Source organism: Thiorhodococcus minor (assembly GCF_010820565.1).
GTDB lineage: Bacteria > Pseudomonadota > Gammaproteobacteria > Chromatiales > Chromatiaceae > Thiorhodococcus > Thiorhodococcus minor.
This window is the reverse complement of record NZ_JAAIJQ010000050.1, coordinates 1-24,901: the sequence shown is the minus strand read 5'-3', so window position 1 is coordinate 24,901 and position 24,901 is coordinate 1. Positions and strand designations below refer to the sequence as shown.

At 66.3% G+C, this 24,901-nt stretch carries 11 protein-coding genes and 1 pseudogene; 10 read left to right on the top strand and 2 right to left on the bottom strand.

Annotated features, from left to right (window positions below):
- Nucleotides 1–15: 15 nt before the first annotated feature.
- The 5 genes and pseudogenes from G3446_RS16170 (at nucleotide 16) to G3446_RS16150 (ending at nucleotide 7,642) form a co-directional block, all read left to right on the top strand.
- Nucleotides 16–984, top strand: a complete 969-nt coding sequence (locus G3446_RS16170) for a phosphate/phosphite/phosphonate ABC transporter substrate-binding protein (RefSeq protein ID WP_209262468.1) — start codon at nucleotides 16–18, stop codon at nucleotides 982–984.
- Complete coding sequence (locus G3446_RS16165; RefSeq protein ID WP_164453866.1) at nucleotides 984–5,981, top strand: EAL domain-containing protein; 4,998 nt, start codon at nucleotides 984–986, stop codon at nucleotides 5,979–5,981. The genes G3446_RS16170 and G3446_RS16165 overlap by 1 nt, the downstream gene beginning before the upstream one ends.
- 29 nt (nucleotides 5,982–6,010) lie before the next feature.
- Entirely contained in the window at nucleotides 6,011–6,850 is an 840-nt protein-coding gene (locus G3446_RS16160; RefSeq protein ID WP_164453865.1) for an HDOD domain-containing protein, read from the top strand.
- A gap of 62 nt (nucleotides 6,851–6,912) precedes the next feature.
- Nucleotides 6,913–7,215 (top strand): annotated as a pseudogene (locus tag G3446_RS29190) (ATP-binding protein); the annotation flags it as partial.
- Between the two features lie 73 nt (nucleotides 7,216–7,288).
- Nucleotides 7,289–7,642 (top strand): response regulator, encoded by a 354-nt coding sequence (locus tag G3446_RS16150; protein ID WP_164453864.1) that lies wholly within the window; start codon nucleotides 7,289–7,291, stop codon nucleotides 7,640–7,642.
- A 101-nt stretch (nucleotides 7,643–7,743) separates the two neighbouring features.
- On the opposite strand, the gene G3446_RS16145 is transcribed toward G3446_RS16150, so the two are convergent.
- Nucleotides 7,744–11,070, bottom strand: a complete 3,327-nt coding sequence (locus G3446_RS16145; RefSeq protein WP_164453863.1) for a PAS domain-containing sensor histidine kinase — start codon at nucleotides 11,068–11,070, stop codon at nucleotides 7,744–7,746.
- A gap of 321 nt (nucleotides 11,071–11,391) precedes the next feature.
- On the opposite strand from G3446_RS16145, the gene G3446_RS16140 reads away from it, so the two are divergent.
- The 5 genes from G3446_RS16140 (at nucleotide 11,392) to G3446_RS16120 (ending at nucleotide 22,704) form a co-directional block, all read left to right on the top strand.
- Nucleotides 11,392–11,916 carry a V4R domain-containing protein gene (locus G3446_RS16140; RefSeq protein ID WP_164453862.1) on the top strand — a complete coding sequence of 175 codons (525 nt, stop codon included), beginning with the start codon at nucleotides 11,392–11,394 and terminating at the stop codon, nucleotides 11,914–11,916.
- On the top strand, nucleotides 11,913–12,803 hold the full coding sequence (locus G3446_RS16135) for a GGDEF domain-containing protein (protein WP_164453861.1): 891 nt from the start codon (nucleotides 11,913–11,915) through the stop codon (nucleotides 12,801–12,803). Before G3446_RS16140 ends, G3446_RS16135 begins: the two co-directional genes overlap by 4 nt.
- Nucleotides 12,804–13,290: 487 nt before the next feature.
- Nucleotides 13,291–13,896: a response regulator gene (locus tag G3446_RS16130; RefSeq protein WP_164453860.1), complete on the top strand. Its 606-nt coding sequence runs from the start codon at nucleotides 13,291–13,293 to the stop codon at nucleotides 13,894–13,896.
- 140 nt (nucleotides 13,897–14,036) lie between these two features.
- Nucleotides 14,037–18,401, top strand: a complete 4,365-nt coding sequence (locus tag G3446_RS16125) for an EAL domain-containing protein (protein WP_164453859.1) — start codon at nucleotides 14,037–14,039, stop codon at nucleotides 18,399–18,401.
- Between the two features lie 553 nt (nucleotides 18,402–18,954).
- Nucleotides 18,955–22,704, top strand: coding sequence for an EAL domain-containing protein (locus tag G3446_RS16120; protein WP_164453858.1), 3,750 nt, complete (start codon nucleotides 18,955–18,957; stop codon nucleotides 22,702–22,704).
- 273 nt (nucleotides 22,705–22,977) lie between these two features.
- On the opposite strand, the gene oadA is transcribed toward G3446_RS16120, so the two are convergent.
- Nucleotides 22,978–24,801 carry a sodium-extruding oxaloacetate decarboxylase subunit alpha gene (gene oadA, locus G3446_RS16115; RefSeq protein WP_164453857.1) on the bottom strand — a complete coding sequence of 608 codons (1,824 nt, stop codon included), beginning with the start codon at nucleotides 24,799–24,801 and terminating at the stop codon, nucleotides 22,978–22,980.
- Between the last annotated feature and the right edge of the window lie 100 nt (nucleotides 24,802–24,901).

Here is a 24,901-nt window from a genome sequence, read left to right as displayed (position 1 = left end):
CACCGGAGAGCTGCCATGCAGGTTCGAAAGCCGCCCCCAACCCTTGGCAGAGACGCCGCGACGCTGCGCGCTCGCGCGCTTCTCGTCCTGCTGGCCGTGATGGCTGCCATGGCCCTCGGCGATGCGTCCGCCGCCGACGAGGCGCGCGATCGCACACTCGTCATCGGCAAAATCAGCACCAACCCGAAGAAGCACTATCTCTACTTGAAGCCGATCGCCGACTACGTTGTAGCGAATATGCACGATCTCGGCATCGACCGGGTCAAGGTGCTGATGGCCCGCGACAACCGACAGATGATTCGATACTTGCGAAGCGGGCGAATCGATTGGGTGACCGAGACGGTGTTTCCAGCGATCGAATTCGAGGAGCAGGCAGGTGCCGAGATCCTGGCACTCAAGTGGAAGAAGGGCGTTCCCACCTATCACAGTGTTTTCTTCACGCGCAAGGAGAGCGGGGTCAAGACCCTGGCGGACCTCGTGGGGCGGGTCATCGCCTTCGAGGATCCGGGGTCGACATCCAGCTTCCTCGTTCCCGCGGCGATCCTGGCGGACGCTGGCCTGCGGCTCGAGCGCTTGGAAACACCGCGAGACGCAGCCTCAGCGGATGCGGTCGGCTATGTGTTCGCGAAGCAGGAGATCAACATGTCCACCTGGGTCCACAAGGGACTGGTCGACGCCGGGGCCTTCGCCAACCAGGATTGGGAGAAGGAAGACCATCTGCCAAGGGCGTTTCGGGCGGCGATGTCGATCTTCCACCGAAGCGAGCCCATCCCGCGCGCCCTTGAAATCGTGCGCAAGGACTTGCGGCCGGATGTCAAGAGACGGCTGAAGCGTCTCCTGCTGACCGCCCACGAGGATCCGGATGCCGCGTCGGCGTTGCAGGCCTATCAGAAGACCACGCGGTTCGAGGAGATCGGGGTCGATGTACGCGCCGGCATCGAAAGGATCCGCAAAATCAAGGAGCGGCTCGAGACGGCGCTCTGATGCCACGGTCACCCCTCCAGGTACGCTACACCCTGACGATTCTGACGCTCGTCACGGTGGCCGTGGTCACCCTAGCCACGGTGCTTTCGGCGCAATCGCGCAACAGCGCGCAGCAGCTGACGGTCTTGACGGCGGTGCAGATGGAGCAACGCTTGATCGCGCAGTTGCAAGATCGCGGCGAGAGCATGGTCAGGCTGCTTGGGGCGAATCTGGTCAATCCGCTCTACGAGTACGACATGCAGAGCATGTACGAGCTCACCAGCACGACCTTGCACTTAGACGAGGTGCTCTATGTCTACATCGTCGGTCCGCGCGGCGAGCTCATCCACGACGGTACCGAAGAGCTCAGGCGTTTCGGAGACCTGCCGGACGACGCCTTGACGACAGCCGCCGTCGCAGCCGAGCGTCTACTGATTCAGCAAGCCTCCGACCATATCGATTTTGCGCTGCCCCTGGCCATCGGCGACGAACGGCTCGGCACCGTGCGCCTCGGGCTGCCGTTGAGCACCATTGCCGGCGACGTCGCCGAGGTACGCGATCGCCTTCGGGCGATCAGTGAAACGGGCGCGCGGCGCAGCCTGATCACGACAGCCTGGACCATGGGCGCGATGCTGATGCTCGCTCTCCTGCTGGCAGTCGTCGTCTCGCGAAACCTGGTCAGACCCATCAAGCAGCTGTCGCAGTGCGCGGAGCGAATCGGTCGGGGCGATGACGTCGAGCCGATGGATATCCGGCGCAACGACGAGCTCGGCGAGCTTAGTCGGGTCTTCAGGCAGATGCACTCGAATCTTCGCGCCAACCGCGAACGCCTGCTCGCGCAGCGGCAGAATCTCGAGGACGAAGTCGCGAAGCGCACCCGCGAGCTGGTTAAATCCAAAGACGCCGCCGAGGAGGCGAGCCGCACGAAGAGCGCCTTCCTGGCGACCATGAGTCACGAGATTCGCACTCCGATGAACGGCGTCCTGGGCATGACGGAACTGCTGCTGGACGCCGATCTCAGTGAGCGTGCCCGGCGCCTGGCGGCAAACGCACATCGCTCCGCGGAGTCGCTCCTCACGGTCATCAACGACATCCTGGACTACTCCAAGATCGAGGCCGGTCGGTTGGAGCTGGTCGAGGAAGACTTCGATCTGCGCGAGCTGCTCGAGGACACGCTGGAGCTGCTGGCCGAGTCCGCCCATCGCAAAGGCTTGGAGCTGATCGCGGACATCCCCCACGACCTGCACGGACAAGTGCGCGGCGATGCGGTGCGCCTACGGCAGGTGCTCGTCAATCTGCTCGGCAATGCCGTCAAGTTCACGGCGCAAGGGGAGGTTCGTCTCGTGGCCTCGGTCAGCGCCGACCCAGCCGGGGGATGCGACGTAAAGCTCAGCGTGATCGATACCGGACCAGGGATCGAGGAGTCGCTGCAAAGCCACATCTTCGATGCGTTCACTCAAGCCGATGCGTCGACGACCCGGCGCCATAGCGGTACCGGACTGGGGCTCGCGATCGTGAAGCAACTGGTGGATCTGATGGGTGGGACGGTCACCCTGCGCAGTGTGATCGGCCAGGGGGCGTGCTTCGATTGTCGAGTCCCGCTGCGCGCTGGCCACGCGCGGGCAACCTCGGACCAGCCCCCCGAGCAGCTCCAGGACCTGCGCGCGCTGATCGTCGACCATCGCGCAGTCAACCGCCGCATCTTCCATGAGCAGCTCCGCGCATGGGGCATGCCCAATGAATGCGTGGGCTCGGCATTCCAGGCGCTGCGGCATCTGCGGCAAGCCGGGGCTTCCGGCGCACCATTTCGGCTGGTCCTGCTGGACCAGGATATGCCGGACGGCGATGGGCTGGAGCTGGTTGCCGCCATCCGCGAGAGCGAAGATGTCCCGCAGCCACGGCTGATCCTGCTCCGTCGCGGGGGAGGGCGGGACCTCGCCGACGTTGCGCCTCGCTACCGCATCGACGGCATCCTTGACAAGCCCGTTCGTCGCGAGCGACTGCGGAGCTGCTTGCTGCGCCTGCGGGGGGAAGCGACGGAAGCCCCGTCGGCCAGCCCCCCGTCGAGCGCTCGGCGCTATCACGCCAGGGTGCTGCTGGCCGAGGACAATCGCGTCAACGAGGAGGTGGCGGTCGGCATGCTCGAAGCCTTGGGGGCAAGCGTTCAGGTGGCGCATACGGGCAAGGAGGCCGTGGAATCCTACGCCGCGGACGCCTGCGACTTGGTTTTCATGGATTGCTACATGCCGGAGATGGATGGCTTCTCGGCAGCGACGGCAATCCGAGGGACCGAGGAGCGCGAGCGGCGCCAACGGGTGCCCATCATTGCCCTCACGGCCGACCGACGGGAAGGGACACCACAGCGCTGCATCGCCGCGGGCATGGACGACTACTTGAGCAAGCCGTTCAAACGCAAGACATTGCGGACGATGCTCCGCAACTGGCTGCCGGCCGCCGAGGACACCCCGGAAGCGACCGAGGCTCTCCAGCATCCTCACGAGCGCGCCGCCGAGCCAGACGCCATGGGCCTGCTCGATGAGAGCCTGATCCGGCAGTTGCGCGATGCCGGCGCGGGCAGCGGAAGAGACATCCTCGGCAACGCGATCGCCGCATATCTGCAGACTGCGCCGGACGATCTCGGCGTGCTGCGGCAGGCCGCGGCGCGGCAAGATTCCGAGACGGTTCGGCGGATCGCACACAGTCTCAAGTCGGCCAGCATGAATCTCGGCGCCACGGCCTTCGCCGAGCTGTGCGCGGCCGCCGAGGCCGCTGCACGGGATGGGCGGCTGGAGGAGGCGCATCGGCGAATCCACGCGATGGGCGATGCCTTGCCGGCGGTGTTGCGTGCGCTGCGCGAGCAACCCACCTTGGTCCTCCCGAAGCCGCTCCCGATTCCCTTTCAGGGTGCGGGCGAAGGGCAGACGATCCTGCTCGTGGACGACGATGCCAGGTTTCGGAGCACGGCCGGCGAGGCGCTCACGGCTGAGAGGTTCGCGATCAAGGAGGCGGCCAACGGCGCGGAAGCCATTGCCGCCTGTCGCGAGAACGCCCCCGAGCTCGTTCTGCTCGATTATCTCATGCCGGACATGGACGGGTTCGAGACCTGCCGCCAACTGCGCTTACTTCCTTCGATGAAGCATGTCCCGATCCTCATGGTCACCGGCACCGACGATCTGTTTGCGGTCCGCTCGGCATTCACGGCCGGGGCCAATGGCTTCGAGATCAAGCCGCTCAACTATCCCGTCACTGCCCAACGCATTGGCTTTCAGCTGCGCGCGGCGGCCGACGCGCGCGCCCTGCGCGAGCTGACACGGCAGCTTGCAGCCACCCAGCACATGGCGAGACTGGGCTACTGGCGCTGGGACGAGCGGCGCGACCTGCTGGTGCTCTCCGAGCAGCTCGCCGAGATCTGCGGCCTGGGCTACAGGCAAACCGAAATCACGCTCGCGCAGTATCTCGAGCATGTGCACCCCGAGGATCGGAACGATCTGCGCCAGCAGATGGAGGCGTTCGACGACGAAACCGCAATTGCGGTTTCGGACTATCGTCTGCTCGATCCCGACGGCAGGGTCACCTTCATCCATCAAGAGATCGGGCGAGCGGAGGATGAGACGGCCATCCTGCTGGGCACGGTTCAGGACGTCACGCGTCAGCGCGAAAGCCAGGAGCGGATCCGCCAGCTCGCCTACGAGGATACCTTGACCGGTCTGGCCAGCCGGGCGTACCTCCAACTGCATCTCGAGAACCGCGTGAAGGCGCATCGGCGGCATGCAGCACCTTTCGCCTTGTTCTACCTCGACCTGGACGCCTTCAAAGACGTCAATGACAGTCTTGGACACGACGCTGGCGATCGACTCCTGCAGATCGTGGCCCAACGGCTCAAGGACGAGCTTCGTGCATCGGACTTCGCCGCCCGGCTCGGTGGAGACGAATTCTGCGTCCTGCTCGATGGTTGGGGTGATGATGTGGTTCTGGGGAGCGCCGCCGAGCGCTACTTGCGCGCGATCAACGAGCCCGTCGATTTGGTGGGGAGGCTGCACCAGCCGCGCGCCAGTCTCGGTATCGCGCGATTCCCCGCCGACGCCTATGCGCCGCAGGCTTTGCTCAAGGCAGCGGACAGTGCCATGTATGTCGCCAAGAGCTCCGGCAAGCATCGCTACGCCTTCTATGCACCGAAGCTCACCGCTCAGGCCGGAAAACGGCTGCAATTGGAGAACGACCTGCGCACTGCGATCGAGGACGGCCAGCTCGAGCTGCTATACCTGCCAAAGGTCGATCTCCAAGACGGCCGCCTGAGCGGCGTCGAGGCCCTTGTCCGTTGGCGGCATCCGGAGCACGGCCTATTGGCAGCCGACGAATTCATCGAGACAGCCGAACGCATTCGCATCATCGAGCGGCTTGATCGATGGGTGCTGACCACCGCTTGCCGGCAGCTTGCGGAATGGCGACGCCAAGGCCTGCCCGATTTCGAGCTTGCGGTCAATATCTCGCCCACCCATTTCCAGAATCCGGAGCTGCTGCCCTTCGTCGTCGCGTCAGCTCGAGACAACGGGCTCTCGCCGACCGATCTCGAGCTCGAGCTGACAGAGCGCTCCTCGCAGGTCGATTTCGATCTTGCGGCACGGTTCCGCGCCTTCGGCGACCGTGGGATCAGGTTGGCGCTGGACGATTTCGGCTCGGGATGCTCATCCATGGCCTCGATCGTGAATCTGCCGATCAATTGCCTCAAGATCGATCGACAGTTCATCGGCACCATGCTGAAGAGCAGGACTGCGGCGAGCATGGTCGGCGCGGTGGTCAGCCTCGCGCGCGCCCTGGGATGCCGGGTCGTGGCCGAGGGCGTCGAGACCAGGGACGAGGCCGGCGCCCTACTGGGAATCGGGTGCGACGAAGCGCAAGGGTATTGCTTCAGCAAGCCGGTACCGCCGACGCGGGTGCCCGCGCTCGTGACGACCGACTTCTTCGCCCCGGCGATGCAGGAGATGCCCGGGGATCCCGCGCCGTCCGTTGAGCCATGATCGAGCGCCCGCAGATAGGTGATCCGCTGTTGACACGCCTCGATGCCAGAGCCGCGCCTGTCTTGGCGCCCGGCGTGCCCTACCTGCTGCAAGCGCTGTCGAGCGACACCAACAGCTTCCAGCAAATCGTCGCCACACTGGAGCGCTTTCCCGGCATCACCTTTCGCCTGATCGCGCTGGCCAACTCCGGCTGGTCCTCGCCCGCCCGCCCGATCGACTCACTGGAGCAGGCGTGCACACGGCTCGGCCTGGACATTGTGCGTACCGTCAGTATCGCCGTGTGCGTGGCCGCGCCCTTCAATCCACAACGTTGTCCGGCTTTCGATCGCGAGCACTACTGGACGCATGCCATGCTCACCGCCGCGGCCGCACGTGAATTCGCAACGCTATCGGCACGGGAACTGAGGCTCGACCCGCCAGCGGCGCATGCCGCCGGCCTGCTGCATCGCATCGGCCTGCTCTGGCTCGCCAGCCAGCTTCCCGCAGAGCTCGATTCCATGCTGCGCTGCAGGCGGACGGGGTCCGGGCACCGCCTCGGCGAGCTGATGCGCTCGCGGATCGGGACCGACTATGCGGCGGCCGGCGTCCACCTTGGGCGGGCCTGGGGGCTTTCCGAGAGCATCCTGGACCCGATGATCGCCGAGAGACGAGGAGCGGAAGAAAGGGTGAGTCCCATGGTGACAGTCGTGCGCTCGGCGCGGGCGGTGTCATCCATCTTGCTGGAAGACGAAGAGGCCATCCGCCAGCCCTACGAACGGCAGCTCGCGCGGGACCATGCAACGGCTCGATTCGCAGGAGTGGTGCGCGAGCAGGTCCGCGACCGGCTCCCAATGATGCGCGCCCTGGCCAAAGAGCTCTTCGCCGCTTGACCGCCATGGCGTGATCTCGTCGGCATGCCAGGCGGGCAGCTGCAACAGACGCCGATGGATCTCTGTATCCACGTGAGGGACGTCATGCCGCATGGCGGCACCTTGACCGTCTCAGCTCGAGCCCAGCGCATCACCGTGAAGCGCTGCCTGGCTCGCGGGACATCCGTAGCAGGGTCGTAGATCCTGGTACGGGTCAGGGAATAACGAGCGAGCAGCTCGATCAGCTGTGTCAGCCTTTCTTCACAACGAAGGAGGTCGGCAAGGGATCCGGAATGGGCCTATCTGCGGTCGCCGGTCTGCTACAGCCATTGGGCGGACACCTGCTCATCGACTCCGAGGTCAGCCAGAGCACTGTTGTCAGCTTACTGCTCCCGCCCGCCGAAGCCGCGCACAGGTCGGCCCCGGCGTCCTCGAATCCCCGCCTGCTTGTCGTGGACGATGACCTCGAGTCTCCTCGAGTATTACCGCGAGACCCTATCCTACGCCGGCGCCGAGATCACCCTGGCCGCAAACGGCCCGGAAACACTGGAGGCCATGGCGAGCCATCCCGAGCGCTTCGATCTCGTCCTGACGGACCTTGGCCTCCCGGGCATGGATGGCCGACAGCTGATCGCGCAGACCCGGGAGATCGACCGCGCGATACCAATCGTTCTCTGCACCGGAAACGACGAGCCCCTGGAGCCCGGCAGTCGGGAGAGGCTGGCTATCGCCGAGGTATTGACCAAGCCCGTCGTGCTGCCTGAGCTGGTGGAGGCGATCGCGCGGGCTCTGGACGACCCGGCCACGCACTGATCGAACGCCCAACGGCTGCTGTCGCTGGGACGGCCAGGCACTGATCTGGAAACGCTGCAGCGACAGCAAGCCGCGTCCTCGCGGCTCCGCCAGATGGACAGTCAGCTCTCGCCGCTTCCCCGCAGCTTCGCTGGCGGCAACAGCAACCGAAAGCGGCTGCCCTCGCCCGGACGCGAGCTGACCAGGATGTGGCCCTCATAGGTCCGCATCAGGCCGGCGATCACGGAGAGCCCCATGCCGGAGCCCTCGCCGACCTCCTTGGTGGTGAAGAATGGCTGGAAGAGCAGATCCAAGTGCTCCTTCGGGATCCCGCAGCCGCTGTCCGCCACGCTCAGCTCGACCCAGTCGCCGCTGACCCGTTCGCGGCAAATCGCGCACGTATCGTCGGCCTCCGTCTTGCCCAAGATCAAGCGGATCTCGCCACCCTTGGGCATGGCGTCGCGGGCGTTCAGCACCAGATTCAACAACATCTGCTGAACATGCAACGGATCGATCTCGACGATCAAGCCCTCGGAAACGCCCTCGAGCCGAACGCGCACATCGGGCGGCAACGCCGGGCGCAGCATCTTCAGGACCTCCTTGACCATGGGCTCCAGTGGCATCGGCTGCGCCCCGAGCGTGCTGTCGCCGCGGCTGAAGACCAGGAGCTGGCGCACCAGGTCGCGCGCCCGACCGCCGGCGATATCGATCTGCTCCAGATAGCCCTCCAGCTTGGCATCGGCGCCCGCGTTATGCAGCCGCGAGAGCTCGGCAAAGCCCAGGATGCTGCCCAGAATGTTGTTGAAGTCGTGGGCGATACCGGCTGTGAGCCGGCCGATGGCCTCCATCTTCTGACTCTGCGCCATGGCCTGGCGCAGCTGCAGTGCCTCCGTGATGTCCCTGGACTGGGAGAGGATCACGAAGCCTGGCGGACTGTCCGCATGGGCAACCCGATGGCTGTTGGTCTCGAGCCAAATCCAGCTGCCGTCCTTGCGGCGCATGCGATACTGCACCCGATAGACCGACTGGCTGCTCAGGACGGTGTCATGCGAGGTGCGAACCGCGTCGAGGTCGTCCTCGTGGAAGAAGTCGTAGGGTGAGCGGCCCAGCAGCTCCTCGGGCTCATAGCCGAGCAGGGTATGACAGGATGGCGAGACATAGAGAAAGCGGCCATCCAGGCGGTGCTTGGCGATGAGGTCCGAAGAATGCTCGGCGAGCATTCGATAGCGTGCCTCGCTCGCCGCGAGCTTTTGCTGTGCCTGAACCCGTGTCGAGACATCGCGCTGAGAGCCCATGTAGCCCACGACCGCACCCTGCTCGTCATGCAAGGGCGAGACCCAGTAGCGGCAGTGGAAGAGGGAGCCATCCTTGCGGCGGTTGAGCACCTCTGCGGCGACTTGCTCGCCTGCCGCCAAGCGCGCGTAGATCTCCTGCTGGTGCGCCCCGGCATCCAGCTCGGCGTTGAGCATATCGGGCGAGCGTCCGCGCAGCTCATCGAGGGTCCAACCGAACAGCGCCTCGAAGGCAGGATTGACGTAGTTGATCCGGAAATCGATATCGGTCAGCAAGACCGCGTCCGCGGACTGCTCGACCACCCGCGAGAGCATGTGCAGACGGGCGGCGTCGGCCTTCTGCGCGGTCAGGTCGCGTACCGTTGCAATCACCTCGTCCGCGCCGGACGGGACCATGCGCGCCTCCCAATCGCGCACCCCACGGCCCGGAATCTCTAGGCCGAACTCGAACGCCTGAAGCTCGCCCGTGCTCAGCGTCTCGGCGATCTTCGCCTCGATGAGATCGGCAAAAGGCGCCGGCGCCAGCTCCCGCACGCTCAGGCCGATGAGACTCTCGACGTGCTGAGCCGCGAGGTCTTCGCGTGCGGCCTTGTAGTCCAGATAGACAGCCTCCCGATCCAGCCGAAACATGAGATCCGGCATCGCCTCCAGCAGGGCACGCGCACGCTGCTCGCTCTCCCGAAGCGCCCGCTCTTGGCGCTTGCGCTCGGAGATGTCGAGCACCGTGAAGGTCGCCCCCGCCTCCGGACGGCTCTGGTCCAGCCAGGCCGACCGCAGCAGCACATCGACGGCGCCACCGTCGCGCCGGCAAAACCGCGTTTCGGCCTCCCCAACGCCGCGCTCGGCAAGCATGGCGTATTTCTCGCGCCCTACGCGCTCGAACTCGGCATCGTCGACATAGAGGAGCCGCGCGCTACGCCCGATCAGCGCCTCCTCCCGATAACCGAGCAGGTCGCAGAATTTGGGGTTGACCCGCTGAAAGACCCGTTCCTTGACGACGCCGATGCCAATGGGCGCGGCACGAAAGACACTCGCCAGGTGCCGCTCGCTGCGGCGCACGGCCGCCTCGGCGAGCGCACGCTCGGTGACATCGCGCAGGTTGGCGAGGACGCCCGCGACCACGCCATCCGCATCGCGTTGCGGCGTATAGGTCACCTCCAGGCAGCGCGGGCGGTCTGGAAAGCCGTCGATCTCCTCGACGACGGGAAGGACCTCGAATTCACCGCGCAGGCAGCTCAAGAGCCTGTCCTTGAGCTTGGCCTCGAAGCGCTCGGCGCCGACGATCTCCTCCACCTTGCGACCGACCAGCGCATCGGAGCTCAGCCCCCAGAGTTTGGAATAGGCGGGATTGACGACCAGGAACCTCAGCTCGGGATCGATCAAGGCAATGGCATCGCGACTGACCGCGACCATGTCCCGGAAACGCCTCAGCTCCCGATCCAGGCGCAAGCGCTCGGTGACGTCCTCGGCCGCCGCAATGTGGAGCCTGGCATCGCCCGGCCCATCGTCCAAGGCGGACAGGGTCACCTTGACGTCCAAGACCTCGCCAGTCTTGCGCCTGGCCTGCATGAGCAGCTGATGCCCCACGGGTGCCTCGAGCAGCGCCTCCGCGCGCTCGTCGCTCGCATCGTCCACATGGAGCTGTCGCGTCGACTCCCCGAGGATCTCGTCGAGCCCATCGCCCACCAGATCCTCCAGGGCATCGCTGACACGCAGGACGCGGCGATCCTCGTCCACCACGGCGAGCGCGACCGGGAGCCGGCGAAAGATGCCTTCCAGGAGATCGGACTGCGCGCGCAGATCCCGCTCCCTGCGCTGGAGATCCGTGACATCCCGCGCCAAGAGGGCGGTCAGAGGCATGGGGCGAGCGAGCCTGCGCAACGCCAGCCGGATCGAGCGCGGCGCGCCCTCCGCAAGGATCACCAGGTCAAAGTCGTCCGCTCCCGCGAATGCAGATGCCAGGTCGCCGGGATCGCTTGCGCAACGCCCCCGAATCCGCGACCAGATCCGCTCCACCTCGGCGTCGGCGCAATCGACCAAGCCGAAGAGGTCATGAAAGCCCTGCGTCATGGCAGCCAGGGTCCCGTCCGCGCCCCAGCACAGCATGGCTCCCGGCCCCCACTCCGCGAGCACCAGCTCGAGCAAGGCATCTGTCATCGCATTCGCCATTGTCTTTCCCGCAAGTCCGCAACCCCCACTGGCCACCCGACGCGCTGGCGCCCGCCGCGAGCGGTCTTCGCCTCACTCGACAGGCACCCGCGCCCTTGGTGGTGACCCATATCAAGACCCAGGCCATCCTAGCCGGTCGATTCTAGCGGGATTCGATAAAAGCGATAGAATCTCGGGTTGAGGGACCCGATCGCCGTTGCCGGCGCATCAATGGATGACGGCTGCTCGGCCGACGCCGAGCGCGGGGCGGCGATGATCTAGAATCAAGCCAGGTCCAAACCCCAAGGTGTTGAGAGCGAGGCCTCTGTCATGACCCCTGCCTTCGGAACGCAGTACGACTTCCAGTGGACGGACCTCGGAGACATCGAGCTCGGACGCCCCAACCTCGGCCAGCAAATGCCTGTCGCGGTCTATCGGCTGGCGCAGTACAGCATGCGGGAGGCCCTGAGCAAGCGCTATGGCGACAGCGTGGCGAGCGACATCCTGCGCGAATCGGGCTGGATCGCCGGACGCGAGCTGTGCGTCAACACCCTCGACACCAGCAAGCCGCTCAGCGCCTTCCTGGCCGATCTTCAGTCCAAGCTCAAGGAGCTGGGGATCGGTGTGATGCGCATCGAGCATGCGGACCTGGAGGGCCAGAGCCTGACGATCACCGTCTCTGAGGACCTGGACTGCTCCGGGCTGCCGGTCTCGGGCACCACAGTGTGCGATTATGACGAAGGCTTCATCGCAGGCATTCTCCATGCCTATAACGGTCGGAGCTTCTCCGTGAAGGAGATCGACTGCTGGGCCACAGGCGACCGCACCTGCCGCTTCGCCATCGCTCCGGAATGAATGAGGCGGATCGCCGCTACCTGACGGCCGCGGCCCGGCAGATCGACGCGCTGCTTTCCGCCAGGGCCGCCACGCCAATCCGGGCGGAGGGGCTGTCGGACGAGCTGCAGTGCCTCGCCGAGCGGCTCGACGCGCTGCTCGAATCCCTCTCCGCTCTGCGGCGCCTGTCCATCGCGCTGGCGAACGGCGACCTCAGCCATGACTCGCCTCAGGGCATCCACCTGCTCGGACCCCTCAAGCAGCTCCAGTCCAGCCTCCGCCACCTCACCTGGCAGACCCAGCAAGTCGCCCAAGGCGACCTGGAGCAGCACGTCGACTTCCTCGGCGACTTCTCCGACGCCTTCAACCAGATGATCCAGGCGCTGCGCGACAAGCGCATCGCCGAGGAGAAGATCCGCTACCTCAGCGAGCACGACAGCCTGACGGGGCTGCACAACCGCGCCTTCTTCGACGACGAGCTGAGCCGCCTGAGCAAGCAGGGCCGCTATCCCGTCAGTCTCGTCATCGCCGACCTCGACGGCCTCAAGCGCGTCAATGACGAGCTTGGCCACCACGTCGGCGATCTGCTCATCCAAAAGGCCGCGCAAGTCCTCCAATCCTGCCTCGGCGATGACGATGTCCTGGCCCGTCTCGGCGGCGACGAGTTTGCCATCATCCTGGCGGGGGCAGACGCATCGCAGGCGAGCGCCACGCTCGAGAGGCTCCGCGGCGCGGAAGCCAAGGCCAACCGCAAGGACAAAGTCTTCCCGATCCATATCTCGGTCGGCGCGGGCACGGCCTCGGAGCCGGCCGAGCTGCGCGAGGCGCTGCGCCGGGCAGACCAGGCCATGTATCGGGACAAGGCCGAGCGAAAGACCACACTCGGAGGCATCTCTCGACACAGGTGATCATGAAGAGAGCTGCCAGCCTCCAGTCTCCAGCCTCCAGCCTCCAGCCTCCAGCCTCCAGCCTCCAGCCTCCAGCCTCCAGCCTCCAGCCTCCAGCCTCCAGCCTCCAGAAAACGATAATCAGACACTTCCCCTATTTCCTCGCTGATCAGCCGCTCGGCCGTTGGGCAAGTCGCAGCGCACCCAAGAGCGACTCCGAAACCAAGCGTTAAGCTGGCTGCCGGTGACCACTGGCAGCTCTACTCAAGGTGCAGGCCGCGATTTGCGAAGACCTCGGCAAGCCAGCAGCTGGAGGCCGATTGCTGGCGGCTGGCGGCACTCTCTAGATCCATCGCGCTCGGGATCCGCGCGGCTGCGGCCTCCTTTCTCCGATCCCCCCGCCCCCCCCCCCCACGAGCGGCAAACCGAGACCGCTGACTGAATCGATAAAAACGATATACTTAGGCACCAAAAGGCTTTGAGCATGCACTCCTCAGGAGGAACCGACATGGTCACGAAAGACCTCTTGACGCCCAGCCAGGCCGCGCGGCTCCTGGGGGTCTCGCCCGTTACCGTCCGCATCTGGGCGCGCAAGGGCAAGCTGCACGCGCATACCACGCCCGGGGGGCACCGCAGGTTCGACGCCCTGCAGCTGAGGGACTTCGCCAGACGCAACGGGATGGGTCTCGGCGGTGCCCTGCGCGACAGGATGCGCATCCTGGTCGTCGAGGACGACCCTCAGTTCGCGGCCTTCGTGAACGAGGCCTTGAGCACGCTCGAGCCAACGCCCGAGATCGACAACGCCTACGAAGGCTTCGAGGCCGGGCGGCGGCTGCAGCGCTTCCAGCCCGACCTGGTCCTGCTGGACCTGATGCTGCCAGGCGTCGACGGCTTCGCGATCTGCAGGCGCCTGCGCAACGACCCCGAGACCCGACACATCCGCGTCATCGCCATGACCGGCTACAACAGCCCCGAAAATCGCGACCTGATCCTGGAGGCGGGCGCGGAAACCTGCCTCGCGAAGCCGTTTCGCACCGCCGAGCTGCTCGCGGCGGTCAAGCCCGCCATGGCGGCGGATCGCGCCGAGCCCGCGAGCGCAGCGCCCGCCTGCTGATCGCGACAGGCGGCAAGCTCCCGCCGCCTGGGCGCGGGAGCCCATCGGGCGCGCACCGGGAGACGTGGTGCGCGCCTAGAAGCCATCACGCAGGGAAAGGCCAGAACCGAGAATCATCGAACAAGGGCCCCGCCAGTCCCATGAGCGAGCCGAGCACAGACGAAGACCCAAGAGACGCCGTCCTCGAGGCACTCGAGCTGCCGACGGAGCAGGTCAAGGCCCGTGCCCTGGCCGCATTGCGCCAAAAGCGTTTCGACCTCGCCGAGCAGCTCCTGCGGAAGGAGGACATCAGCGCCCGAGCCCTGGTCGAGAACCTGCGCATCTACCAGGCGGAGCTGGAGATCCAGAATGAAGAGCTGATCCGCAGTCACGCCGGCACGCAGGAGGCCCTGATGCGCTTCACCGCGCTCTTCCAGGGGCTGCCCGTCGCCAGTCTCGTGATCGACCGCCAGGGACTGGTCAAGGAGAGCAACGGCGCGGCCCAGAAGCTTTTCAATCTGGAGGCCTCGCATCTGCGCCAGCACTTCTTCTCGCGCATGATCGGTGCGGAGGACCGGGGCAGCGCGATCGATGCTTGGTCCAAGCTGGGCAGCACGCAACGCATCACGCTCGAGGGAATCCGTTTCAACGACGGCACTGAAGCAGGCTTCTTAGGGGATCTGCACATCGCGCCACTGCCGGGCGCCCATGGCGACCTGTCGCAGTTCGTCTGCGCCGTGCTCGATCGCAGCGAGGCGATCCGGCAGCGCTTGGAGCTCATCGAGACCGGCGCGCGCTTGCGCCACAGCGAAGCGGCCTTGGAGGAGCGGCTCAAGGAGCTCGCCGCGCTGCACGACGTCTTGATCGAAACCACGGGGGACGGCCACTCGGAGGACAGCGTCCTCCAGCGCGTCGTTGACCGGCTGCCGCAGGCGTGGCAGTTCCCGGAGCTGGCGGAGGCCGCCATTCGGCTGCCGGACGCGGGCTTTCAGACCCCGGGCTTCGCACCGACCGCCTGGTCGCAAAGCACGCGCTTTCCCGTCGACGGTGATCGCGAGGGCGAGATCTGCGTCGCCTACCGGACCCCGCCCTTCGCTTCCGAGCTCCCGCTCTTTCTCGATGAGGAGCAGGCCCTGCTCGATGCGGTCGGTCGCCACGTCGCCGCCTTCCTCGCCCGGCGCCGGGACGAGGCCCGACTGCGCGACAGCATGGAGAGCTTCCAGGTGCTCGCCGAGCACAATCCGGAATGGGAGTACTGGCTCGAGCCCAGCGGTCGCTACCGCTACGTCTCGCCCGCCTGCAGCGCGGTCAGCGGCTATGACGCCGCGGCCTTTCTCGCCGACCCGGACTTGTTCCGAAGCCTCGTTCACCCCGAGGATCTCGCGGACTGGGACCGGCACATCGCGCACACCCAGACGCGGGAGGCGATTTCCTCCGAAGGAAGCCTGATGCAGCTACGCATCGTCGACCGCCATGGCCAGATCCGCTGGATCGAGCATGTCTGCAAGGCGGTGATCGCAGCGGACGGGCGCTACCTCGGACGCCGTGGAGTCAATCGCGATATCACCGAGCGCAAGGCGGCCGAGCGGCTAGCCGCGCGCATGACGAGCCTCTACGACGCCTTGAGTCGATGCAGTCAAGCCATCGTGCGCTGTTGCGACGAGGCCAGCCTCTTGGGCGCGGTCTGCAAGATCGCCGTCGAGCTCGAGGGCGTGCGCGCCTGCGCCATCATGCTGGCAACGGAAGAGGGCCAGGGGCCGCACGTGACCGCCGTGCAGGGCATCAGCGCAGAGCTCGCCGAGCAACTCGGGCGCAGGGTCACAAGAGACAGGCGCCAGGCGCGGAACGGCCTGGTGGAGCATGCCAGCGTGCGCGACGTCCTTGACCAAGCCGCCGATGACGAAGGCTTGGCGTCATTGGCCGAGCAAGGGCTCCGCACGGCGGGCATCTATCCGCTCAGGCGTGACGGCCGCCCGCTGGGGGCCATGCACCTCTACGCGGAGGAGGAGGACTTCTTCGCCCCGGACATCACGGGCCTGCTCGAAGAAATGGCCGCCGACGTGTCGCTCGCCCTCGATGGCTTCGCGCAGGAGCGGGCCAGGCGCGCGGCGGAGGCGCGGGTCATGGAGCGCGAGCGCCATCTCTCGGCGATCTTCCGCGCCGCCCGGGTCGGCATCGGGGTCTCGCAGGACAGGGTGATTCGCGAGGCCAACCAATCGCTCTGCGACATGCTCGGCTATCCGGGGGACGCGCTGATCGGTGTGGATGCGCGCGCCCTCTATTGCAGCGATGCCGCCTATCGCGAGGTCGGCGCGGAGCCCCCGTACGCCGAGACCAGCCCGGCCGTCCGCGCCGTCGAGACGCAATGGTGCAGACGCGACGGCAGGCCGCTGGACGTCCTCATCTCGGCCTGCCCGCTCGACACGGACAACCCCGAGCGCGGCCTAGTGGTCACGGCCCTGGATATCACCGAGCGCAAGGAATTCCAAGACGCCCTGGAGCGCAGCGAGGAGCTGCTGAATGCGACCGGACGTCTTGCGAAAGTGGGCGGCTGGGAGCTCTACCCCATCAGCCAGCGCTTGAACCTGACCGAGGTGGCGCGCGAGATCCTCGAGGTCGAGCCCGCGCGGGTCGCGAGGCTAACGGATCTCGCTCCGCTCGTGGATCCCAGAGACCGGCCGAAGCTGCAAGCCGCGAACCGGGATGCGATCGCCCAGGGGCACCCCTATGATCTTCAAGTGCGCCTCGCGGGGCGTGACGACCGCCAAACCTGGCTCCAGCTGACTTGTCAGCCCGTGCTGAGCGACGGCCGCATCGACAGACTCGTCGGTGCCGTGCAGGACATCACCGCCCGCGTGGAGGCGGAGAAGTCGCTGCGGCAAGCGGCGCGCGTCTTCGAAAGCACGGCGGACGGCGTCGTGATCACGGATCCGGACGAGCGCATCCTGGCCGTCAACAAGGCCTTCACCGAGATCACCGGCTACGCCGAGGAGGAGGTGCTGGGCGAGACGCCGCGCATCCTCAAATCGGGCCGGCACCCCGCCGCCTTCTACCAGGCCATGTGGAGATCGCTCGAAGAGACAGGCTTTTGGCGCGGCGAGATCTGGAACCTTCACAAGAACGAAGAGGTCTATCCGGAGCTCATGACCATCAGCGCCGTGCTCGACGGCGCCGACGAGATCACCCACTACGTCGGCGTCTTTCGCGACATCAGCCACATCAAACGCTCGGAAGAGCAGCTCGCCTACCTGGCGCATCACGACGCGCTCACCGGCCTACCCAACCGCAGTCTCTTTCAGCTCCGGCTGGAGCATTGCATCCAGCGCTCCAGCCGCAACCGGCGCAAGGCGGCGCTCCTCTTCATCGACCTCGACCGCTTCAAGGTCATCAACGACACCCTGGGGCATCTCTTCGGTGACGCCGTGCTCAAGCGCGCGGCGGAATCGCTCGCCCTCGAGGTCAGGGCCGAGGACACCATCGCCCGCCTGGGCGGCGACGAGTTCGTGATCGTGCTGGAGGAGATCGCGCGCCCGGATGACGCGGCCGTCTTCGCCGAGCGCATCCTGCAGATCTTCAGCCAGCCCTTCCACGTCCACGGCCGCGACCTCTTCGTCACCGCGAGCATCGGCGTCAGCATCTACCCGGACGACGGGCACGACATCGACACCCTGCTGCGTCACGCGGACATCTCGATGTATCGGGCCAAGGACAAGGGGCGCAACGCCTTCGCGCTGTTCGAGCCGAGCATGGCCGAGGGCGCCGAGGACCGCTTCCGGCTGGAGACCGACCTGCGCAGGGCCATCGAGCGCGAGGAGCTGGCGGTGCACTACCAGCCTCAGATCAGGCTCGCGGACGGCCAGCTCATCGGCGTCGAGGCCCTGTGCCGCTGGCAGCACCCGGAGCTCGGGCCGATTGCCCCGGCGCGCTTCATCCCCCTCGCGGAGGACATCGGCATGATCGATCAGCTCGGTACCTGGGTGCTGGGCGAGAGCTGCCGGCAGCTGGCGGCTTGGGACGGGCAAGGCTTCCGGATACCCAGGCTCGCGGTCAATCTCTCCGTCCACCAGCTCGAAGGCCGGCGGCTGGTCGACCGCGTGCGCGCCGTTCTGGTCGCCTCGGGCGTGAGCGCCGAGCGCCTGGAGCTGGAGGTCACCGAATCCACCATCATGCGCCACCCGGAGCGTGCGGTAGAGGCCCTGCGCGACCTGAGGGCGCTCGGCATCACCCTGGCCATCGACGATTTCGGCACCGGCTATTCGTCACTGGACTATCTCAAACGGCTGCCGCTGCATCGGCTCAAGATCAACCGCTCCTTCGTCGAGCATCTCACGCAAGACGACAATGACGACGCCATCGTGCGTGCCGTCATCGCGCTCGGCGACAGCCTGGGACTCGAAACCCTGGCGGAAGGCGTCGAGACCGAGGAGCAAGCCGGCTTCCTGCGCCAGGAAGGCTGTCTGGAGTCGCAGGGCTACCTGTTCGGCCGCCCCTTGCCGCCGGAGGCGCTTGCGGCGGCCTGGGCCTGAGGATGCCGAGCCGTCAACGCATGCCCCGCGCGGCCGGGAATCGCACCCAGGTGCCGCCCCTGGACCTGGGACCTGAAAATTACTACTTTAGTAGGGTATCTGCTTCAGGCGACCTCACCTCGGACCACTGCCCGATGCCCCACGACAAGGCCTCGATCAGGCCCCCACCGAAGGCCCCTCCCATGATCCTAGATCCGGCAGTTGACCGCTTGGCACTCCATGCAACACATGGATCATGATCGAGATCCTGGCTTTCTGCTGCTCACCCGCCGGGTGAAGGTCGCTACGGCCCCCAGTGCACGCCCCGCGCGGCGTCTGGCTGCGTTGCAACGCGTTGTCGTAGAACAACTACGACGCCTCGTTGCGCCTTGCCAGACACCACGCTGGACGCACCCTGGAGGCCGTCCAACCGCCGGATCTAGGATGATCCGGCTGCGCTCCGCCACAGCGGCTGGAGCGCATGGCGCCTTCCCGCAGGGGCGGACTCCGCTTCCAGGGAATCGGCATCCGGAAAGGCCGCAGGGAGGCGCATCGACGGTGACGAACGGCTGAGATGCGCAAGCGCCCGCGGCTATCGCGCCTTCAGCTCGAAATCTGGCTCGCGACCGGGGTCGCGGTGCTGGCGGGCTTCCTGGCCGTGCAGGTCGACCACTACCGCTCCTCGCGGCAGGACATCGTCGAGGCCGTGCTCATCGAGGCGCACACCCTGCGTGCCGTGCTCGCGGCAACCAAAGAGGTCTACAGCCAGCTCTTCCTGGCCAGCGACCAGCCGATCACCGACCAGACCGTCAGCCTGCTGCCGATTCACGCCATGGCACGCATGACCGATGAGATGCGCGCTCGGGACGCCAGCCAGCTGCGAATCAAGATCGCGAGTGTCGAGAGCCCCAATCCCGGCAACCGCCCGGACGCGGTCGAGTCCGAGGCGCTTGCCTACTTTGCGGCGAATGCCGATGCGGACGAGCTGCTGACGCCCTTCGAGGCGCCGGATGGCAGGCATTTCTACTATTACACGCAGCCGATTCGCACCCAGTCCTACTGCCTCGCCTGCCATGGCGGCCCCGCAGATCGCGCCGAGTCCGAACCCGGACAGCTCAGCCCGGCATCCGGCTACACGGAAGGGTCGATCCGGGGCATCACCAGCATCAGACTCGCGGTCGACGACCTGGAGGCACGCGCCAACGCCTTCTTCCTCACCAGCCTGCGCGACCACGCCCTGGTCTTCCTCATCCTCTTCGTGGTCGGCGGCGCATTGCTGCAGCACTTCGTCATCGGCCGATTGCGGCGAATCCAAGCGGGCACCGCGGCACTCGAGCGGGGCGACTACGCGGCACGCATCCCCGCTCCAGGTCACGACGAGCTGGCCGAGCTGGCCCGCTCCTTCAACCGCATGGCCGACGCCATCGCGCTGCGCGATCAGCAGCTTCGCGACGCCCAGGCCAGTGCCCAGCTCGGGTTTTGGTCCCTGGATGCCGACAGCCGCTCGGGACATTGGTCGGCGGAGGTCTATCGGATCATGGGGCTGGATCCGACGACACCCGCCACTCAGGAGGCACTGAGGCCCCTGATCAGGCCACAGGACGCCGATCACCTCTACACATCGCTGGATGACAGCGTCGCGAGCGCCCGCGAGAAGGATATCGACTACCGCATCCGACGGCCGAGCGGCGAGGAGCGCTGGGTGCACTGCCGCGCCCGCCCCATCACGGATCGCGAGGGCCGGGTCCTGCGCCTCGAGGGCTATCTCCAGGACATCACCGAGCGCAAGGCGGCCGAGCGGCGCCTAGCCGAGAGCGAGGAGCAGCTGCGCGCCGCGCTCGAGAGCATCCGCGAGGCCTTCATCATCACGGACGCCGCGTCCGACCGGATCACCACCTGGAACCCGGCCGCCGAGCAGATCTTCGGCTATCGCGCGGAGCAGGCCATCGGGCAGCGGCTCGACGCACTCCTGGCACCCGAGCACTATCAGGAATCAGCAGGCCACGGGATCGCACACTTCGCCAGAACCGGCAAGGGCCCGGCCGTTGGCACGACACTGGAGCTGGAGGCCAGGCACAAGGACGGTAGCCTGGTCCCCATCGAGCTTTCGCTGTCCGCGATGCAGCTCGGCGAGCGCTGGATGGGGCTCGGCGTGGCCCGCGACATCAGCGAGCGCAAGCGAGCGGAGCATGCGCTGCGCGCGCGCGAGCAGACCCTGAGCAGCATCTTCCGCGCCGCCCCCATCGGGATCGGCCTCATGCGCCAGCGCGTCTTCGAGGAGGTCAACGCGACCTTCTGCACCATGGTGGGCTATTCGCGCGAGGAACTGTTGGGCCAAAGCGCGCGCCTGGTCTATCCGAGCGACTGCGAGCTCGACCATGTCGACCAGACGACCTGGGCACAGATAGAGCGGACCGGAACCTGGTGTCTCGACACGCACCTCCAACGCAAGACGGGCGACCACATCGACGTCCTCGTCAGCGCGACCCCGATCGATAAGGACGAGCCGACGGCGGGCACGACCTTCACCGCGCTCGACATGACAGAGGAGCGGCGCGCCAAGCAGGCCCTGGAGGCCGAGCGGGCCTTCCTGCAGAACGTCATCGACGGCATCGACGACCCCATCATGGTGATCGGGACCGATTATCGGATCCTGCGGATGAACCGCGTCGCGAGTCAGACGGCCGCGGCGGCTCAGCTAGGCCCCACCGCACTGACCTGTCACCAGATCTCTCATGGCAGCGAGCAGCCCTGCTCGGGCGAGGACCATCCCTGTCCGCTGCTGGAAGTCCTGGCCACCGGCCGCCCCTGCAAGGTCATCCACAACCACTGCGGACGCAACGGCGAGCCGAGGACCTTCGAGGTGGTCGCCACCCCGTTGCGCGACGAGGATCATGCGCTCATCGGCATCATCGAGTCCTCGCGCGACATCACCGAGCAGCTCGCGCTCATGGAGGAGCTGCGCGAGAAGGACCTGAGCTACGCGCACTTGGTCCAGCACGACGCTCTGACCGGGCTGCCGAACCGGCTCCTGTTCGCGGACCGGCTCAGCCAGGGGATCCGCCGCGCCCACAGACGCGGCACCAAGCTCGCCGTGCTCTTCGTCGACCTCGACCGTTTCAAGCACATCAACGACAGCTTCGATCACAACTATGGCGACGAGGTGCTGCGCGCCGTCGCCGAGCGGCTCCGTACCCTCTTCCGCGAGGACGATACCGTGGCCCGCATGGGCGGCGACGAGTTCGCCGTCATCCTCACCGAGATCAAGCGGGACTCTGACGCCGCCCTGGTCGCGCGCAAGATCCTCGGCCTCTTCGCCGAGGCCTTCCAGGTTCGCGGCCACGGCCTCTTTCTCGGCGCCTGCATCGGCCTCAGCCTCTACCCCGAGCACGGCACCAGCGTCGACGAGCTGGTCCGCAATGCGGACGCGGCCATGCACAGGGCCAAGGAGGACGGACGCAATACCTATCAGTATTACGCCCAGGAGCTGACCTCCAAGGCCTTCGAGCGCGTGCTGCTGGAGGCCAGCCTGCATCAGGCGGTGCTGCGCAATGAGCTGGTCCTGCACTACCAGCCGCAGCTCGATCTGGCCACGGGCGCGGTGCGCGGGGTGGAGGCCCTGGTGCGCTGGCAGCACCCGGAGATGGGTCTGGTCTCGCCGGCCCGTTTCATCCCGCTCGCGGAGGAGTCCGGGACCATCCTGGGGATCGGCGAATGGGTGCTGCGCGAGGCGACGCGCCAGATGAGGCAGTGGCAGGAGACGGCCGTGGTGCCCACGACCGCACTCATGAGCGTGAATCTGTCGGTCAAGCAATTCGACCAGGAGGACATGGTCGAGATGGTCCACATCGCCCTGGAGGACAGCGGCCTGGATTCGGAATCGCTCGAGCTGGAGATCACCGAGTCCATCATGATGCAGGCCCCCAAGCTCTCGGCCAAGCGGCTCGCGCGCCTGCGCAAGCTCGGGGTCCGGATCGCCGTGGACGACTTCGGCACCGGCTATTCGTCCCTCGGCTATCTGCGCTCCCTGCCGCTGACCAAGCTCAAGATCGACCAATCCTTCGTCGCCGACCTCCCGGCCGACCAGAACGACACAGCCATCGCGCGGGCCGTCATCGGGCTCGCACACAGCCTCTCGCTCGAGGTCCTCGCCGAGGGCATCGAGACCAAGGAGCAGCTCGACTTCCTGGTCCGCGAAGGCTGCCGGATCGGCCAGGGCTACCTCTTCTCCAGGCCGCTGGATGCGGAGACTTTGGAGCAATACCTGCGGGCGCACAGAGAGAGCGAATGGGCGTCCTCCGCGGATGAAGCCTCGCGCGCTTGAGCGTCGAAAGAACCGGCAGGCTATTCGCATTTTTTTGCCGGCTTGAAGTCGCCCGCAAGCGGACGCCGGCGTCGATCATCGATTGGCCCGACCTCTCGCTGTAGGGTGGGCAAACGCAGCGCAGTCCACCAGCGCGGGCGCGGGATTCGGTGGACTTCGCTCTCGCTCGTCCACCCTACCGGCCCGACTGGCGATCAAGGCGCGGGCTCCTAAGCGCCCGTCTCCGTAGGAGCCCGCTTGCGGGCGATGCTTGGGCTGGAGCAGCGGCCTCGCTTAGGCCGAGATCTCCAGCAGCACCTCGTCCGGATTCACCGCATCCCCCTTGCTGACATAGACGCCTGTCACGGTGCCGTCGATCGGCGCCTGGATCTCGGTCTCCATCTTCATGGCCTCGGTGACGAGGACGGACTGCCCGGCCGTGACGGTATCGCCCTCCTCGACCAGCACCTCGACGATGTTCCCCGGCATGGAGGTGGTCACGTGCCCGGGCTGGCTGGGCTTGGGACGCTTGCCGGCGATGGCCTTCTTGACCGCGCCCTCGGTGCCGCCGGTGAGGACCAGCTCGTCCAGGGTCTCGACCACGACCTCTTCGGGGATGTCGTCGATGGTGAAGTAGAAGTGCCGCTCGGCCTGCTCCTTATGCCCAGCGCCAGTGACCTTGATGTGATAGGTCTCGCCATGGACGTTGATCTTGAACTCGGTCGGGGCGGACTTGACCTCGCTGGTCGCAGTCTTGGGCGCCTCCAAAGGCTCCGGCTGCAAAGTGCCGGCGGCACGCTGCTCCAAGAAGGCGCGGCCGATCTCCGGGAACATGGCGAAGGTCAGCACGTCCTCGTCCGAGCCCGCGAGCGGGCCGATGTCCTTGGTCAGCCGATCGAGCTCGGGCTTGAGCAGGTCGGCCGGACGGCAGTCGATCAGCTCTTCCTTGCCGATGGCCTGCTGCTGCAGCGTCGGGTTGACGGGCGCAGGCGCGGAACCATAGCGCCCCTGGAGATAGAGCTTCACCTCGTTGGTGATGGTCTGGTAGCGCTTCTCGGTCAAGACATTCAGGACCGCCTGGGTGCCGACGATCTGCGAGGTCGGCGTGACCAGCGGCGGATAGCCGAGGTCCTTGCGCACGCGCGGGATCTCCTCAAGCACGGCGCTCATGCGGTCGATCGCATTCTGCTCCTTCAGCTGGTTGGCCAGGTTGGAGATCATGCCGCCGGGCACCTGGTTGACCTGCACCCGGGTATCGACCCCGGTGAACTCGCTCTCGAACTGGTGGTACTTCTTGCGGACCTGATAGAAGTACATGCCGATCTCCTGGATGGCCTCCAGGTCCAGCCCAGTGTCGTGCTCCGTCCCGCGCAGGGCCGCGACCATGCTCTCGGTCGGCGGGTGCGAGGTGCCGCCGGCCATGGAGGAGATGGCGGTATCGATGGTGTCACAGCCGTTCTCGACCGCCTTGAGATGGCACATGTCGGCGAGACCCGAGGTAGCGTGCGAGTGCAGGTGCAGCGGCAGATCGACACTATCCTTGAGCGCCTTGACCAGCTCCGCCGTGACATAGGGCGTCAGCAGGCCGGCCATATCCTTGATGGCGATGGAGTCGCACCCCATGGCCGCCAGCTCCTTGCCCATCCGGACAAAGCCGGGCACATCGTGGACCGGGCTCACCGTGTAGCAGATGGTCCCCTGGGCATGCTTCTCGGCCGCCTTGGTCGCCTCGATGGCGGTCTTGAGGTTCCGCAGATCGTTCAGCGCGTCGAAGATGCGGAAGACATCCATGCCGTTGTCCGCCGCCCGATGCACGAAGGCGCGGACCACGTCGTCCGAGTAGTGCCGGTAGCCCAGCAGGTTCTGACCGCGCAGCAGCATCTGCAGCCGCGTATTCGGCAGCGCCTCGCGCAGCTTGCGCAACCGCTCCCAGGGATCTTCCTTCAGGAAGCGCACACAGGCATCGAAGGTCGCACCGCCCCAGCACTCCAGCGACCAGTACCCGATCGCATCCAGCTTGGGACAGATCGGCAGCATGTCCTCGGTCCGCATGCGCGTCGCGAGCAAGGATTGATGGGCGTCGCGAAGGATGACGTCGGTGATGTTGATCTTGGGCATGGGGGGCTCGCGGGAATCGGTGGTCGGTGGTCGGTGGTCGGTGGTCAGGGGTCAGTGGTCAGATTTAAGTGTTCCAGGGGACAAGGGCCAAGATCCTATG

Coding starts and splice junctions, on each gene's coding strand:
- G3446_RS16135 (WP_164453861.1), top strand. CDS start 11,913: ATGAATGAGGCGGATCGCCGCTACCTGACGGCCGCGGCCCGGCAGATC.
- G3446_RS16140 (WP_164453862.1), top strand. CDS start 11,392: ATGACCCCTGCCTTCGGAACGCAGTACGACTTCCAGTGGACGGACCTC.
- oadA (WP_164453857.1), bottom strand. CDS start 24,801: ATGCCCAAGATCAACATCACCGACGTCATCCTTCGCGACGCCCATCAA.
- G3446_RS16170 (WP_209262468.1), top strand. CDS start 16: ATGCAGGTTCGAAAGCCGCCCCCAACCCTTGGCAGAGACGCCGCGACG.
- G3446_RS16165 (WP_164453866.1), top strand. CDS start 984: ATGCCACGGTCACCCCTCCAGGTACGCTACACCCTGACGATTCTGACG.
- G3446_RS16145 (WP_164453863.1), bottom strand. CDS start 11,070: ATGACAGATGCCTTGCTCGAGCTGGTGCTCGCGGAGTGGGGGCCGGGA.
- G3446_RS16120 (WP_164453858.1), top strand. CDS start 18,955: ATGCGCAAGCGCCCGCGGCTATCGCGCCTTCAGCTCGAAATCTGGCTC.
- G3446_RS16125 (WP_164453859.1), top strand. CDS start 14,037: ATGAGCGAGCCGAGCACAGACGAAGACCCAAGAGACGCCGTCCTCGAG.
- G3446_RS16130 (WP_164453860.1), top strand. CDS start 13,291: ATGGTCACGAAAGACCTCTTGACGCCCAGCCAGGCCGCGCGGCTCCTG.
- G3446_RS16150 (WP_164453864.1), top strand. CDS start 7,289: ATGACCTCGAGTCTCCTCGAGTATTACCGCGAGACCCTATCCTACGCC.